Below are 14,743 nucleotides of genomic sequence, written 5' to 3' on the forward strand. Positions count from 1 at the left end.
TAGCCACAAGCCCGGAAAGTGACTGTTTCCACCTTAGAGAACGTATACATATCGCAATATGTTTATGGCGATTGATGTTATTTAAGTTTTATTCCGTGCGTTTCGATGTGGGCAAGTAGTTCAGTTGATGTGATTTTGTGCTTTACCACCAAATCCACTGTAAATGGCAGTGAAGACTGCTCTAAACGATCTTGTAAACCTGCAAGTACGCTTAACGAAAGATCCCTGCCCTCAAGGGCGATATCAATGTCAGAGTTATCTTTAAAGGTTCCTAACGCTCTAGAGCCAAATACCCAAGCACGGGTGACTAAGTCATGATTGAGCACAATATCTTTAATCAATCGATATTGGTGAGCCTTAAGGCCAATCAACGTTGGGTCAACAAGACAACCGTTATCCACGCTTCACCTCTAGATATTGCGTGATCTGCTCAATCACAGGGGAAAATGACTCAAGGATCAACGCTTGGGCTTCTAGAACATTTTCTTCATCATACGTATGCGATAATAAATTACGTTTGATCAACGCTTCTAGCATAGTTTCACATTGCTCTGAGGAGATATGCTTGGCCTCTAATGCAGTACGAAACACGCTACGTGGTGAGGCGACATCAAAGCCTTCAAACTCAAGTAAGTCCTTTAATGTTTTCCATGTAAGCTCAAAGGAAAACTCAAACGTTTGAACCAGACCTGCAAGTTCCAACTCGCTATAGCTCTCTTGATCACACGCTCTTTTGAGCCTTTGTTGGGCTTTCATTAAGTTCTGTAGCCGTTGCTTCCAGCGTTCTGGATTTACGTTCATAATAACCGCCTAATTGTAGGGAGAGGCCCCGCTTAACATGGGAGTTTAAACTACCTAAACACGAACAAAATGTCATGCTTTCATTAGCTGCGACCTCTCGTATATACAAAAATGGGCACCATGCTAGGTGCCCATCGTTTACTCATTGACTGCTTGATGAATATTTATTACCTCTTCATCAATATGGTTATGCTTCCAAACCAAATCGCCGATGCCATCAGTTGGATTGAAACCTGTTGGTGCGCTTAGTAGCAATGAACGAATTTTTTCATGGTCCATTCCGTGGCAGGCTAAATCAAGTTCATTGATGAGCGATTCATAATCTGACAACGATAAGTGGACTTCATGCGCCGTCATAATACGCTCATGAGCGGTTTGCTTAACGTTATCGCCAATCAGCAACTCTTCATACAACTTCTCACCCGGTCGAAGCCCTGCAAACTGGATTTCAATATCACCATGTGGGTTTTCATGTGATTTAACTTCTAAACCCGAAAGCTGAATAAGATTGCATGCTAGATCGGTAATTTTTACGGATTCGCCCATATCCAGTACAAACACATCCCCACCTTTGCCCATCGCCCCCGCTTGAATCACAAGTTGGGCAGCCTCTGGAATGGTCATAAAGTAACGCGTGATATCTGGATGCGTTACCGTTACTGGGCCACCTGCTGCGATTTGCTTTTTAAATAATGGGATTACAGAACCAGACGAGCCAAGCACGTTACCAAAGCGCACCATGCAAAAACGAGTGCCATTCGCTTTCTCGTTCTCTTGCTCAGCCAAAGCTTGTAAGCCAAGCTCCGCCATTCGCTTCGTTGTGCCCATTACATTGGTTGGGCGCACCGCTTTGTCGGTAGAAATTAGAACAAATGATTCGACGCCTGCTTTAATGGCCGCAGTAGCCGTATAGTAGGTACCGTAAACATTGTTACGCACGCCTTCGATGACATTGTATTCCACCAACGGGACGTGCTTATAAGCGGCAGCATGATACACAGTTTGTACTTTAAACGACGCCATGATGGTTTCTAGACGGTGCTGCCTTTGTACCGAGCCTAGCAGCGGAATAATGTCGCAGCTCAACCCTTTTTGTTGCTTAAGAAGATTAAGTTCACGGTCAATTTGGTACAAGCCGAACTCTGACAGCTCAAACAAAATGATCGCTGTTGGGTTTTGCTCCACAATCTGACGACAAAGTTCAGAACCGATAGAGCCGCCCGCGCCTGTCACCATGACCACTTTATCTTTGATGTTTGCCTCAAGCAGTACTTGCTGCGGCGCAACAGGATCTCGCCCTAGCAAATCTTCAATCGCGACATCTTTGAGCTCATCAATTTTTGCCTTACCAGATACAATATCCGTCATATCTGGCACAGTTAGGACCTCTACAGGTAACTTAGCAAGATCATCCAAAATCAACTTTCTTCGAGATCGCTTCGCGCTGGGTACTGCTAGTAATATTTGTGAGATGTCGTATTTATTGATAACAGGCATGACATCTTCTATTGCAAACACGGGCAAACCTAAAATCATGGTATTGCACAGTGTCGGATCGTCATCAACGAAAGCACGAACGCGATATTCACCGGAGCTTCTTAAAGCCATCGCGAGTTGACGACCACCAGAACCGGCACCGTAAATAAGCACCTCTTTGTTCTGGTTATTCGCATAACTTTGCGCAACAAGGGAACGTACAATTACGCGAGGACCACCGCAAAACAGTGCTAAGAATGCGCCATAAATAATCGGCACCGTCCTTGGGAACGGGTCACTCATGTAAAAGCTCAATGCTGCAACGACGGTAGCAGAGACTACTGCACCAGCGGTGACAACAAACAGCGCTTGAAAGGTCAGATACCGCAGTACAGCACGATAGAGCCCTAACCGCGCAAATACCACCACGGTGATCAGTGTGACAACCACCTGAATTCCCCATACAGTGGGGTAAGTGAAGTAATTGGTTTCGCCTGAGCGCACCAAAATTGCAAGATGAAAAGCAAGAAAAATCAGCACTGTATCAATCAAGACACTGACTATTCGCTTATTTGTTCGAGAAAGCTGCCATAAAAATTGTAGACGTTGCATAGTATTATTAGTTTTAGTAAGTATCAGCGATAGAATATTAAGTTTAGAGCAAAACTATTTAGTAAAGGCTATTTTGGAAAAGAAAAAGGGCTTTGAAAGGGCCCTTTGCATTAATTTTATTTCTGGGCTTGAATTAAGACAGCTCTGATAACTTCACACGTTTTATTCATTTCAGCTTCTGTCAATGTTGGGTGCACCAAAAACATTAAACTGGTTTCACCTAACTCTACTGCATTTTCCAAGCGTTCAAGTGGTCGCCAAGGAGTACCATCAAATGCTTTTTCAAGATATATTTCAGAGCAACTACCTTGATAAGCAGGCACCCCCGCCGCATTGATTTCGTCGATAATACGATCGCGAGACCAATCCGATTTAAGCTGCTCAGGATTAACAAACAAATAATGCTTGTATTCAGCATGCTCACAATAATCTGGCACCGTCACTGTACGAACAGCCGATAAGCCTGCAACGGCTTGATCAATACACTTACCATTCTGTTGACGTTTGACTGTCCAATCAGCCATACGTTTAAGTTGAATACGGCCAATCACACCTTGCAACTCTGTCATTCGCCAGTTAGTACCAAAACTTTCATGCAGCCAACGGAAACCTGCAGCGTGCTCACGGTTATATATTGCATCGTAGCTTTTGCCATGATCTTTGTATGACCACATTGTTGACCATAGCGCTTCGTCATTAGTGGTTACCATACCACCCTCACCACCCGTGGTCATGATCTTATCTTGGCAGAAAGACCAAGCACCAATATGACCAATAGTGCCAACGCTACGACCTTTGTACTTTGCGCCATGTGCCTGAGCACAGTCTTCAATAACATAGAAGCCTCGTTCGTTCGCGAGAGCCATAATTGCATCCATTTCAGCAGGCATGCCTGCCAAGTGAACAACAATAACGGCTTTGGTCTTTTCTGTAACTACTTTAGCAATGGTTTCTGCGGTAATATTTTGGCTATTGAGATCGACATCCGCAAAGACTGGATTAGCACCGGCCGTCACAATTGCAGAAGCAGAAGCCAAAAAAGTGCGCGAAGTAGTGATTACTTCATCGCCCTCACCTACGCCAAATGCTTTTAATGCCACATCTAGCGCAAGCGTACCGTTTCCTAGAGCAATCGCATATTCACAACCAGCCCAAGCTGCGAACTCTTTTTCGAACTCTCGACACTCATTGCCTGTCCAGTAGTTCACTTTGTTTGATAACAATACGCTGCTTATTGCATCTGCCTCTTCTTGTGTATAAGAAGGCCAAGGGGAGAATGAAGTATTTAACACGATTATTATTCCTTACGACTAATAGGGCTTGCTGGTATACCAACAACAGTTTGATTATCTGAAACATCCCTGATTACTGTCGAGCCAGCTGCTACAACAGCATTTGAACCTATTTTTACGAGCTGCTTAATATTGGAACCAATCCCAAGCCAGCTTGCTCTACCAACTTGGACTGCTCCTGCGAGATGACTTCCGGGGCTAATATGTACACCATCTGCAATAACGCAATCATGATCAACAGTAGAAGAAGTATTAATAATACAAGCTTTACCAATACGACTAAATGGATTAACTACTGCACCAGCCATCACGACACTACCATCACCAATACAGGCATAACGACTAATTATGGCGTCGGGGTGAACTAAAGGAATACTATTAGCACCTTTATCTAACAATACGCTATATTTAATCAACCTTATTTCGTTGTCCCCAATAGCAACTACAACGTTGGCATAATTTGAAACATTATCAATTAAAGCATCAGTGTCTCCAACGACCTCCCAGCTTTCAATGCAAGATAAGTCAGGCCACCGGTCATCAAAAAAGTGTACTTCCGTAAAGCCATTTAGTTCTGCAATCTCTGCTACAACTTTGCCATGACCACTGGCTCCTAAAATAGCGCAGCTTTTCATGAATGACTACGATCTTGCTTTTGTGATCCCCTAAACGGCTCGATCGTGACGTGCCCTTCAGCAGAGATCCCCTCTTTTATTAGGACTTTTTTTACTGTTAAGAACAGGACCTTAATATCTAGCCAAAAGGTTCGGTTATCAACATACCAAACGTCTAGGTCAAATTTTTCTTCCCAGCTGATCGCATTTCGACCGTTTATTTGAGCCCAGCCAGTCACTCCGGGACGTGCGTCATGGCGCCTTGCTTGCTCCTTTGAATACAGCGGTAAATACTGCATAAGTAAAGGGCGTGGCCCAACCAAGCTCATATCTCCCTTAAGCACATTCCACAATTCAGGGAGCTCATCGAGACTACTATTTCTCAGTTTGTCACCAAAAGACGTCATGCGCTCAGAATCAGGCAATGGGTTGCCATGCTTATCGACCGCATCCTTCATGGTACGAAACTTCACCATTTGAAAAGGTTTTCCATCAAGTCCGGGCCGAGTTTGACGAAACAAAACTGGTGAACCAAGGTTCTTACGAATCTTCCATGCAACAATCCCGATAATTGGAGAAAGTATTAAAAGTGCAAAAAAAGATACTAAAACATCAAATATTCTTTTCACCGAATCTCCTCAAACACAGAAATGAAGCGCTTTACACCTTTTTTCACTGATAATTTTTGATAATAAAAACTCTTTGCATTATTACCCATTTGTTCAAGCTCAAGAGATGTCTTATCAGCAATCCATGTAATCGCATCAGCCAATGAATCAGGGCTGTTAGGCTCACATGTTACACCTGAACCCGACATTTCAATTAAATCAGCGGCATCGCCTTTCACTCCCATAACAATAGGTTTGCCAATTGCTAAGTTGGCTTGGGTACGGGATGGTATTGTAATTCTAAACAACTCTTCATCATTTAGGTGAACAAGTAAAATATCAGATTCATGCAGCAAACTGCCAACTTGAGACATTGGTACTCGAGGCAGAAAATAGACATTATCTACCCCCTTTTTCTGGCTTCTAGCAATTGCATCAGATTTAGCAACGCCATCACCAACAAAAACAATGTTGACTGCTACCTCCTTTTCCATAAGAAGTTCAGCGGCATCCACAATGGCAGGTAAACCTTGTGCAAAGCCTAAATTACCAGCAAAAACCAAATTTAGTTTTCCATTTGAAGGTAGTTTTACTGAACATTCTTCATAATTGTTTAGAGCCGGTTCGTTACACCAATTGAATATGACTTCAACTTTATTTTCGGGCACCCCTTTTAATAGTAACCGTTCTTTAAAGCCCGGTGATAACACAACAATTTTCGATGCTCGCCGATAAACCATATGGCAAAATCTATCGACAATTTTCAACACTTTTTTATTATTTACCATCCCAGTAGCTGCAAGTGTATCCGGCCATAAATCCTGAATATCCACAACAAAAGGAATGCGCTTGAAAAAAGCTAAAAATGCGGCTGAAAGGCTAGTTGTCAATGGAGGATGGTAACTATAAATCACATCGATGTTTCGTGTCTTTATCAATCCAATAATTGAGGAAGACACAGCAAAAGAAACATAATTAAAAATACGTTTTAAAGCTGATGAATCATGACTTGGGTAGAGAGGCACTCTATGAACAACAATTCCATCTAGTATTTCTTTTTGATAAGGCAAGATCTTATAGCCATCATAAACCTTACCACCAGGATAATTTGGAAAGCCTGTAAGCACTTCAACTTCATGCCCCTCATTACGTAGAGCTTGCGCAAATAACAGCCCTTTAAACGTAGGCTCAGGCTCAAACCACTGCGTTAATAATAATATTTTCATTTTGAATTATCATTTTTTTGGCTTACGTCAACTCGGCGTAAGCCAAAATTTTATTAGTAATCTTTCCAAACGACTCGTTTAACATAATCCGCATATGAATGAATAATGCGAACAACTTTATCTGATACGTTAGGCATGCTGTAGTCATACACTTGGCGTAATAAGCGCTCATCACCACTTGGTTGAGTTTCAAGAATTTGCAATGCTTGCATCACACGCTCTACTCCAAGGCCGACCATCATCACAGACGCTTCTTCCATACCTTCTGGGCGCTCATGCGCTTCGCGCATATTCAAAGCTGGGAAGTTCATGATAGACGATTCTTCGTTAATGGTGCCGCTGTCAGAAAGTACCACTTTGGCATTTTTCTGCAACTGGTTGTAGTCATGAAAACCCAATGGCTTTAGCAATTGAATATTCTGGTGAAACTCAAGTCCTTGAGCTTCAATGCGGTTACGAGTACGAGGGTGCGTAGAAACTATAACGGGGAGGTCATAGTGATTTGCAACCGTATTTAACGTCTCTGCTAACTTTGCTAACTGCTTAGGTGAGTCGACATTTTCTTCTCGGTGGGCACTCACAACAAAGAACTCACCTTTCACCAAACCAAGGCGCTGAAGAACGTCTGAGTTATCGATTTGAGGCATGTAGTGGTTCAACACTTCAAACATTGGACTGCCTGTTTTAATAACGCGATCGGCTGGAAGCCCTTCCGCTAACAAGTAATCACGAGCAATCGTGCTGTAAGTAAGGTTAATGTCTGCGGTATGATCGACAATACGACGGTTGGTCTCTTCAGGGACTCGTTGGTCGAAACAGCGATTGCCCGCCTCCATATGAAAGATAGGCACTTTACGACGTTTCGCAGGAATAGCAGAAATGCAAGAGTTGGTATCACCTAGGACCAGCATAGCTTCCGGCTTTATCTCTTCCAGCACTTCATCCACTTTGATGATGACCTGACCAATCGTCTCAGCCGCGTTCTTGCCTGCTGCGTTAAGAAAGTAATCCGGCTTACGGACCCCTAAGTCGTTAAAGAAGACTTCGTTAAGCTCGAAGTCATAGTTCTGCCCGGTGTGCACTAGAATATGCTCACAATGCTCATCCAATTTTGCCAACACACGGGACAGACGAATAATCTCAGGACGCGTGCCAACCACCGACATGACTTTTAATTTCTTCATTTTTGTTTTCTCTTCAAGGTTTACAGTGGGAACACAAAGGTATCTGGTGCTTCTCGGTCAAAAATCTCATTTGCCCAAAGCATAACGATCATCTCTTCATCACCAATGTTCGTGATATCATGTGACCAGCCTGGCACAGTCTCGACGATTTGAGGAGCACTGCCTTCTGTCTCCAGCTCATAGCGCTCCCCATTCCCAATGTGTTCAAACTTAAAGCGAGCTTTACCCTTTAAGACAAGGAACTTTTCATTCTTGCTATGATGATAATGCCCACCTCGAGTTATTCCAGGGTGCGCGGTAAAGAAAGAAAATTGGCCTGCTTGCTTTGTTTTTAGCATCTCGCTAAACACACCACGCTCATCACCATAACTAGGGATGGTATAGCTAAATTGCTCAGGTGACATATAGCTTAAGTAAGTCGAGTACAATGCACGAACTAATCCTGTACCCACATCTTCCGTAACTAAGTTCTCTCGACTCTCTTTAAACGCTCGCAGTAAATCCGCAACCTCACCAACTGTAGTTGGGTACTCCGGTGAAACGGCTTTGGCCCCGCTCGGCTCTGCACCATCAAGTAAAGCAATTAAGCTACGACAAACGTCATCGATATAAACAAGCGTTACCGGAGCTTTAGGGTCGTTGATAATAATATCTAGGCCATTGAGTGTGTTGTAACAGAAAGTGGCAACAAATGAGTTGTAGTTTGGGCGGCACCATTTCCCAAATACGTTAGGAAAACGGTAGATATAAAATAACGCTCCGCTCTCTTGTCCATATAGCTCAACACTCTGCTCTGCAGAGCGTTTGCTCTGTCCATACGCATTGTCTTGAAGAGCTTGAGTGGAAGAGCTCACCACAAGAGGCGTCTTTCGACCACTGGCTTTCAGTTGCTCCACAACAAAATCCGTAAAATCGGCGTTGCCCTCTTGGAATTCCGCTTCTGTTTTTGGGCGATTAACTCCGGCTAAGTGATAAACAAAGTCAGCTTCTGCTAACGCCTGAGTCGTTTGCTCACTTGTGGTATCACGGTCAATTTCAACAAGGTCTTCATAACCATGTTCGCGAAGCATGACACAAAGGTTTTTTCCAATGAAACCTTTTGCTCCTGTTACAACAATCTTCATTTATACGCCCTCTGGTACGACCAAGCTTCCCGACTCGATATCGACAATGAAGTCAAGCTTACGTAACAGCTCAATCATGCTTTCTACATCCAAACGTTTAGTATTGTGAGAGTTATAATCTTCGACAAGGGATAGATCTTTTTCACCCTCTTCATTGTATTTTGAGTAGTTAAGATCTCGATTGTCTGATGGGATGCGGTAATAGTTGCCTTGATCCTCTGCCACAAACATTTCTTCACGACTACATAGTGCCTCGTAGAGTTTTTCACCATGCCGAGTACCGATAACGTTCACTTGATGGCTCGGCTTATCTGTAATCTGTAGCAATGCTTTTACCAAAACATCGATAGTTGCTGCTGGAGCTTTTTGTACAAAAATATCACCGTTAGTGCCATGTTCAAATGCATGAAGTACTAGATCGACCGCGTCGTTCAACGTCATCATAAATCGCGTCATATCCGGATCTGTAACGGTTAACGGTTGACCATTGATAATTTGACGTAAGAAAAGAGGAATCACTGACCCACGTGATGCCATAACATTGCCATAGCGTGTTGCTGATATAACTGTTTTACTAGGATCTACATTACGTGATTTTGCAACAATGATCTTTTCCATCATCGCTTTTGAAATACCCATAGCATTGATAGGATAAACAGCTTTGTCTGTACTTAAACAGACCACTCGCTTCACTTCATTTTGAATAGCCGCCTCTAGCACATTTTCTGTACCTAAAACGTTAGTTTTTACCGCTTCCATAGGATGAAATTCACAAGAGGGTACTTGCTTAAGTGCTGCTGCGTGATAAATATAGTCGACACCACGCGTTGCATTTAAAATACTCTGGTAATCACGGACATCACCGATATAGAACTTGAGTTTATCACTATTATATTTTTTACGCATATCATCTTGTTTTTTTTCATCACGAGAAAATATACGAATTTCTTTAATATCTGTTCCCAAAAAACGGTCTAATATTGCATTACCAAAGGAACCCGTCCCCCCTGTAATTAATAACACTTGATCCTTGAACATATAAATCACCTAACCTTAATAATCTCAAACATTTCGCATACGCGAATAATAATTGTGGAATAATATAAAAAACATTGTGAACATGAAAGCATTAGGCCCTAACAACAACCCTTTGGTATTTAATATGACAACTATAGACAAAAGTATCACTACTGAAAATAAACTAGTAGAAACACGGACAATCAAGATAGTTATGAATATAAGAAAAAGAAACAAAAGAACCCCTCCCCCTATATTCGCCATTATCACCCAACCAATATCTGACCGATATATGTCTTGACCATGAAATACGTACCTAAAAGGTCCAAAAATATAATCTGATAAAAAATCACCAAGAAAAAAGACATGATCACCAAGTAACGCGCCAATTGTTTGCATTCCTAAGCCATCTAACTCTGCCCCTAACCTTGGAACGTAAGCAGCAAGAACGAAGAAAAGTGAAAGAACCGAAAGAGTTAATATTATAACTTTATTTAAAAAAGAAGTCTTCCCATTTACCAAACCAATAAGCAAGGCGAGTAGAACTAAATTAGAATTAAATAACTGGGTAACAAGTATTATGCCTTTAAATAATAGATTTCTATAGTAGGTCATAACAATAAAAACCATCATAAATGGTGTTGTAAAATTAATTTCATTTGATAAACCAAACCCTCTTGAACCTATATTATAATCACGTAAATTGACAGAGTTAGGTGAACCAATAAAGGAATACAACATAACCTTAACATCCGGATAGACAAATGTCAGAAACCAAAAAATAGTTTGAATTAAAAATCCACCAGAAATTACATAAATAAACTTTCGCTCATCACCTTTAATAAAAAAGCAATTTATAAAGAAAGCAGGAAATACACTTAATAGAAATAGACTAATTATACGAACAGAAAATGCCGCATTGGGAGATATTACTATTATCCCAGAGAATATATCTATACAAAAAACCCACAAGAACATTGCTATTGATGAAAATAATAATTTATACCCTATCGCAGTTTTAAATTGATTTCTTATTTCAGAGTTAATCAGTAAGGCAGCAATGGCTGACAATGAAAAAAATAGCGATAAATAAAAACTGCTACTAACAATAGTTATTCGATAGAATGAAATAAAAAAAATCAAAACAGCCAAATAATTCAACATTATTTTAATACTTTTTGATATAGATATTTGAAATATGGAACAAAAAAAACATATGTTAATATGTACCTTAATGTTCTTAGAGGGTGTAGTCGGTGATGATTTTTCACAATAAACTGTCGCTTCCCTCTCATTTGCTTCTTCCAGTTTGTAGTAATCCTTTCTTCTTCGTGTTCAACAACCAGTATTTTTATATCACCATAATAAGTTCCATCAGTCAGATACGACATTCTCAAAAAAAGATCAGTATCTTGACCTGCTACTAACTCTTTATCCCAACCACCAGATTTTATGTATATTTCTTTTGAAAAAACACAACATGACGTGTTGAAATTTTGCCCATACCGACGTAATTTATATTTTAAATTTTCAACTACAGGACGATTTTCCACTCCGTTATATATAGATGGAAAAACAACCATAGATGGTTTTTCTTTTTGAAGATACTGAAGAAAGCCGGAAAAAGACGAAACAGAAATCTGGTCATCATCATCCAAAAACCAAATATAAGAATAGACACCTCCAAGCTCTGCACCTAAAACTCGGGCACCGGCTCCGCCGGTATTACTTTCATTGAATACTATTCTATATTTATCAAGGTGCGATACTGAACTTCCAAACTCAGCTAATTTTTTCTTATCTAAACTTCTACTATTATCATCTACTATTACGATTTCAAACCTTCCATTAAGATTCATAAATGATTGCGCTAAGTCTATAACGCGATCTGCACGATTATATGTAGGAATAACAATTCTTAACATTTCACTTCATCTTCTATTTTAACTACAAAATACTACGGATTTTATTTACAGAAAAGTCCCATGAGTGCTCTTTCAAGAAAACTTTTGCGTTACTTTTATCCCAATCATTTAGTGAGCTTAGGCTCTCGAAGATATTAGTCATATTTGAATCTACTGTTGCTCCTAGAGCATATTCTTTAACAGCCTTACCAATAAATCCGAAGTCTAAAGCAAGCGTAGGCTTTTGGTTAGTTGCAGCCTCATAGATAGAATAACTAACTGATTGATCATCAAGGCCTCTCCAATAAAAATCTATATATTTAGACACTTCTGAAGCATTATAATCAACAAATTCATCAATTAGAGTTATATTTTCTTGTTTATCTAATTCAATCCTTAACTCATTTTTTCCGCTTAAATAATCCTTAAGATTACCAACCAGAACTATGTGCAAATTAAAGCCAATACTCTTAGCAGCTTCTACTAGTTTCGGAGCATAATTTATATGAACATATTTTTCACCTGAGTTTGTTGGACAAAATCCAATCAGATCTGGTTTAAACCTCTTATTAGTCAAATCATTTATTTTATCAATTAATTTAGAATTATCTAATTCTTTTATATTCCTAAAATTATTATTTCTAACACCAAAATTTATATAGTCTATTTTATACTCAGATCTTGGAAAGTGCTTTATCGCATATGGCACTAAAAGTCTATCCATTACATAAATTCTATAGCTATACTTCTCTAAAAAATACCTAATATACTTAGTTAACAAAGGATAATTTTCATTCGTTTCCTTATTTATATTGTGGCAAAACCAGATTAATTTTATTCTGAATATTCTTACTATAAGTATTGTTAATAACCTAGATAAAAAAAGGATAAGACTATACGAAAATTTTTTATTATCATTCATATATCTTAAGATGACCGCATCAGGTTTTTTTAAACTAAGTATTAAAAATGTTAAGTAAAACGGAAAAAAAACAAAGTGATAAGGACAGGTGATAAATGTCACTCCATATTTTTCACCACATTCTTTCAAACACACTGTTTTATCATCTGGATCAGATATCAATATATTTTTATTCATATCTAATAAGCCTTACTCGGTATAATTTTTGCCGGAACACCTACTACAACACTATTACTTGGAATATTTTTATTAACTACGGAGTTGGCACCAATCACACAATTTTTACCTATCTCGATATCTCCAACTAAAACTGCCCCTGCGTAGATTACAGTATTATCTCCAATCACCGGGTAGTCTTCACCATTTTTCCTACCTATAGTTACATTTTGAAAAATGGTAATATTCTTACCTAGGGTTGCCCCCATTCCTATTACTATTCCTGTAGGATGTCGTAGCGTTAACGTCTCATCGAAATCTGTTTTATGTCCAATGAAAACTCCATATTTGCGTTGTAACCTTCTCGTTACTATTAAAGAAATGTATACTAAGTTCCTTTTCCGACATAAGCAAATTAGTTTTAGATATAAAGCCACACGATTATCTGCTGTAGAAAAAACAAAATTAAAGATAATCTTAATAAAATTAGTCATACTACCTCATTTTTTGACAATATATAGAGAACTAATAATGACGCCGAAAGATAAAACATTGACAAATATGTACTCAATACAATTACAAATATATCACTATTTAGTTCAAGCACTTTCACCAAAAAAAATATAACAATAAGCCCAAAAACTCTAATCGAATGTAATATTAAAAAGTTAACTTGAGAACCCAAAATGTTAATAACTTCCATTAATGGTGCAGAAGTAAATTGAAATAGCATAAATGGAGATAACATAACAGCATACCGGCCAGCCAAACTCCACTGCTCACCAAAAACGAGAATAAATAATGGCTCTATTAACAACATAGCAATGAGGGCAACTGGCAAAGAAAACATTAACAATCTTTTTTGTAAGAAGTGTGTCATTTCTTTTATTTTAGATAGATTGTTTTTCCCTAGACTTGCTATTTCCCCATAGAAAACCCTTGCAATAGCTTTACCAATTAGACCAGCAGGAACTGACAATACCATAATTGCTAAACTTAATTGTCCAGTAATTTCTTTATTATATAGATTAGCAGCCATTATAATGGGAGCTTGAATAGACATAATCATCAATAGCTGAGATGGAAATCTAAACAGAAAAAACTCTTTATAATACTTTAATATGAAAATTTGTTGCTTGCTTGAAATTTTTGAAAAATTAAATCTAAGAGTTTTAAAAAAACCAGATGCGAATGTTAAAATACCAGAAACTTGTCCAGAGATAAACCCGAAAATTAATCCTTCTGGACGAAGAAATAGTAACCCAAGTCCAATCTTTGCTAAGTTACCAATGATAGCTTCGCTCAGGCTTGAATAAGAAATAGTTCTATAATTTCTTTTCCTGGTTGCCCACAAAGTCAAACATTCATACAAAGCTAAAAGTGAGGCACCAATAATTATTAACCACCATTGATAATTTAATAACTCTAGCGAAAATAGCTTGAGAATATTATCTTTGAAAAACAAAAACAATATGAAAATTATGATACTATTGAATAAAATAAGCTTTAAGGAAGCATAAAGTAAGTTAAAGGCCATCGCATCTTTTTTTGGTAAAGGTATTGCTTGTACATACCTAAATGTCATTATTTGCGAGAGAGCTGTCACCAAAGAAATATATAATGCTAATACTCCATACTCTTCAGGGGTATAAATTCGCGTAAGAACCGGTATACTGGCAAAACCGATAATTCTCGCAGTACCCGTACCTAACAGTATACTCATAACCCCTTTTAAAATATGGGAAAATTCACCAGAAACTAGCGTTCTAATTTTGGTTTTAATCTTACTCAAGTATCATCACCTCAA

The 14,743-nt window shown here is 39.0% G+C and carries 15 protein-coding genes; all 15 read right to left on the reverse strand.

Annotated elements, in window-relative coordinates:
• Positions 1–77: 77 nt before the first annotated feature.
• Entirely contained in the window at positions 78–401 is a 324-nt protein-coding gene (locus R7Z78_RS13530) for a nucleotidyltransferase family protein (RefSeq protein ID WP_169644261.1), read from the reverse strand.
• Complete coding sequence (locus R7Z78_RS13535; protein WP_169644263.1) at positions 394–801, reverse strand: HI0074 family nucleotidyltransferase substrate-binding subunit; 408 nt, start codon at positions 799–801, stop codon at positions 394–396. The genes R7Z78_RS13530 and R7Z78_RS13535 overlap by 8 nt, the downstream gene beginning before the upstream one ends.
• 138 nt (positions 802–939) lie before the next feature.
• Positions 940–2,889, reverse strand: coding sequence for a polysaccharide biosynthesis protein (locus tag R7Z78_RS13540; RefSeq protein ID WP_169644265.1), 1,950 nt, complete (start codon positions 2,887–2,889; stop codon positions 940–942).
• Positions 2,890–3,005: 116 nt separating this feature from the next.
• Complete coding sequence (locus R7Z78_RS13545) at positions 3,006–4,181, reverse strand: DegT/DnrJ/EryC1/StrS family aminotransferase (RefSeq protein WP_169644267.1); 1,176 nt, start codon at positions 4,179–4,181, stop codon at positions 3,006–3,008.
• A gap of 5 nt (positions 4,182–4,186) precedes the next feature.
• Positions 4,187–4,816, reverse strand: a complete 630-nt coding sequence (locus R7Z78_RS13550; protein ID WP_169644269.1) for an acetyltransferase — start codon at positions 4,814–4,816, stop codon at positions 4,187–4,189.
• A complete protein-coding gene (locus R7Z78_RS13555; RefSeq protein ID WP_169644271.1) occupies positions 4,813–5,424 on the reverse strand; it encodes a sugar transferase in 612 nt (203 codons plus the stop codon). The genes R7Z78_RS13550 and R7Z78_RS13555 overlap by 4 nt, the downstream gene beginning before the upstream one ends.
• A complete protein-coding gene (locus R7Z78_RS13560; RefSeq protein WP_169644272.1) occupies positions 5,421–6,629 on the reverse strand; it encodes a glycosyltransferase family 4 protein in 1,209 nt (402 codons plus the stop codon). The genes R7Z78_RS13555 and R7Z78_RS13560 overlap by 4 nt, the downstream gene beginning before the upstream one ends.
• A 53-nt stretch (positions 6,630–6,682) precedes the next feature.
• Positions 6,683–7,813: a non-hydrolyzing UDP-N-acetylglucosamine 2-epimerase gene (wecB, locus tag R7Z78_RS13565; protein WP_169644274.1), complete on the reverse strand. Its 1,131-nt coding sequence runs from the start codon at positions 7,811–7,813 to the stop codon at positions 6,683–6,685.
• 20 nt (positions 7,814–7,833) lie between these two features.
• Positions 7,834–8,937: a UDP-2-acetamido-2,6-beta-L-arabino-hexul-4-ose reductase gene (wbjC, locus tag R7Z78_RS13570; RefSeq protein ID WP_169644276.1), complete on the reverse strand. Its 1,104-nt coding sequence runs from the start codon at positions 8,935–8,937 to the stop codon at positions 7,834–7,836.
• Positions 8,938–9,975 (reverse strand): polysaccharide biosynthesis protein, encoded by a 1,038-nt coding sequence (locus tag R7Z78_RS13575; protein ID WP_169644278.1) that lies wholly within the window; start codon positions 9,973–9,975, stop codon positions 8,938–8,940.
• 24 nt (positions 9,976–9,999) lie between these two features.
• Entirely contained in the window at positions 10,000–11,118 is a 1,119-nt protein-coding gene (locus R7Z78_RS13580; RefSeq protein WP_169644280.1) for a hypothetical protein, read from the reverse strand.
• The gene (locus tag R7Z78_RS13585; protein WP_169644282.1) at positions 11,118–11,879 is read right to left on the reverse strand and encodes a glycosyltransferase family 2 protein; all 762 of its coding nucleotides are present in this window, start codon (positions 11,877–11,879) and stop codon (positions 11,118–11,120) included. Before R7Z78_RS13585 ends, R7Z78_RS13580 begins: the two co-directional genes overlap by 1 nt.
• Positions 11,880–11,901: 22 nt before the next feature.
• Positions 11,902–12,957: a glycosyltransferase gene (locus tag R7Z78_RS13590; RefSeq protein WP_169644284.1), complete on the reverse strand. Its 1,056-nt coding sequence runs from the start codon at positions 12,955–12,957 to the stop codon at positions 11,902–11,904.
• A gap of 2 nt (positions 12,958–12,959) precedes the next feature.
• Positions 12,960–13,430 (reverse strand): serine O-acetyltransferase, encoded by a 471-nt coding sequence (locus tag R7Z78_RS13595; RefSeq protein ID WP_169644286.1) that lies wholly within the window; start codon positions 13,428–13,430, stop codon positions 12,960–12,962.
• Complete coding sequence (locus R7Z78_RS13600; RefSeq protein ID WP_169644288.1) at positions 13,427–14,728, reverse strand: lipopolysaccharide biosynthesis protein; 1,302 nt, start codon at positions 14,726–14,728, stop codon at positions 13,427–13,429. The genes R7Z78_RS13595 and R7Z78_RS13600 overlap by 4 nt, the downstream gene beginning before the upstream one ends.
• Positions 14,729–14,743 lie beyond the last annotated feature (15 nt).

Origin of the sequence: Vibrio sp. 1167 (assembly GCF_033340375.1) — a bacterium.
Lineage (GTDB): Bacteria > Pseudomonadota > Gammaproteobacteria > Enterobacterales > Vibrionaceae > Vibrio > Vibrio alginolyticus.

Coding starts and splice junctions, on each gene's coding strand:
- R7Z78_RS13560 (WP_169644272.1), bottom strand. CDS start 6,629: ATGAAAATATTATTATTAACGCAGTGGTTTGAGCCTGAGCCTACGTTT.
- wbjC (WP_169644276.1), bottom strand. CDS start 8,937: ATGAAGATTGTTGTAACAGGAGCAAAAGGTTTCATTGGAAAAAACCTT.
- wecB (WP_169644274.1), bottom strand. CDS start 7,813: ATGAAGAAATTAAAAGTCATGTCGGTGGTTGGCACGCGTCCTGAGATT.
- R7Z78_RS13535 (WP_169644263.1), bottom strand. CDS start 801: ATGAACGTAAATCCAGAACGCTGGAAGCAACGGCTACAGAACTTAATG.
- R7Z78_RS13580 (WP_169644280.1), bottom strand. CDS start 11,118: ATGTTGAATTATTTGGCTGTTTTGATTTTTTTTATTTCATTCTATCGA.
- R7Z78_RS13595 (WP_169644286.1), bottom strand. CDS start 13,430: ATGACTAATTTTATTAAGATTATCTTTAATTTTGTTTTTTCTACAGCA.
- R7Z78_RS13590 (WP_169644284.1), bottom strand. CDS start 12,957: ATGAATAAAAATATATTGATATCTGATCCAGATGATAAAACAGTGTGT.
- R7Z78_RS13585 (WP_169644282.1), bottom strand. CDS start 11,879: ATGTTAAGAATTGTTATTCCTACATATAATCGTGCAGATCGCGTTATA.
- R7Z78_RS13575 (WP_169644278.1), bottom strand. CDS start 9,975: ATGTTCAAGGATCAAGTGTTATTAATTACAGGGGGGACGGGTTCCTTT.
- R7Z78_RS13540 (WP_169644265.1), bottom strand. CDS start 2,889: ATGCAACGTCTACAATTTTTATGGCAGCTTTCTCGAACAAATAAGCGA.
- R7Z78_RS13550 (WP_169644269.1), bottom strand. CDS start 4,816: ATGAAAAGCTGCGCTATTTTAGGAGCCAGTGGTCATGGCAAAGTTGTA.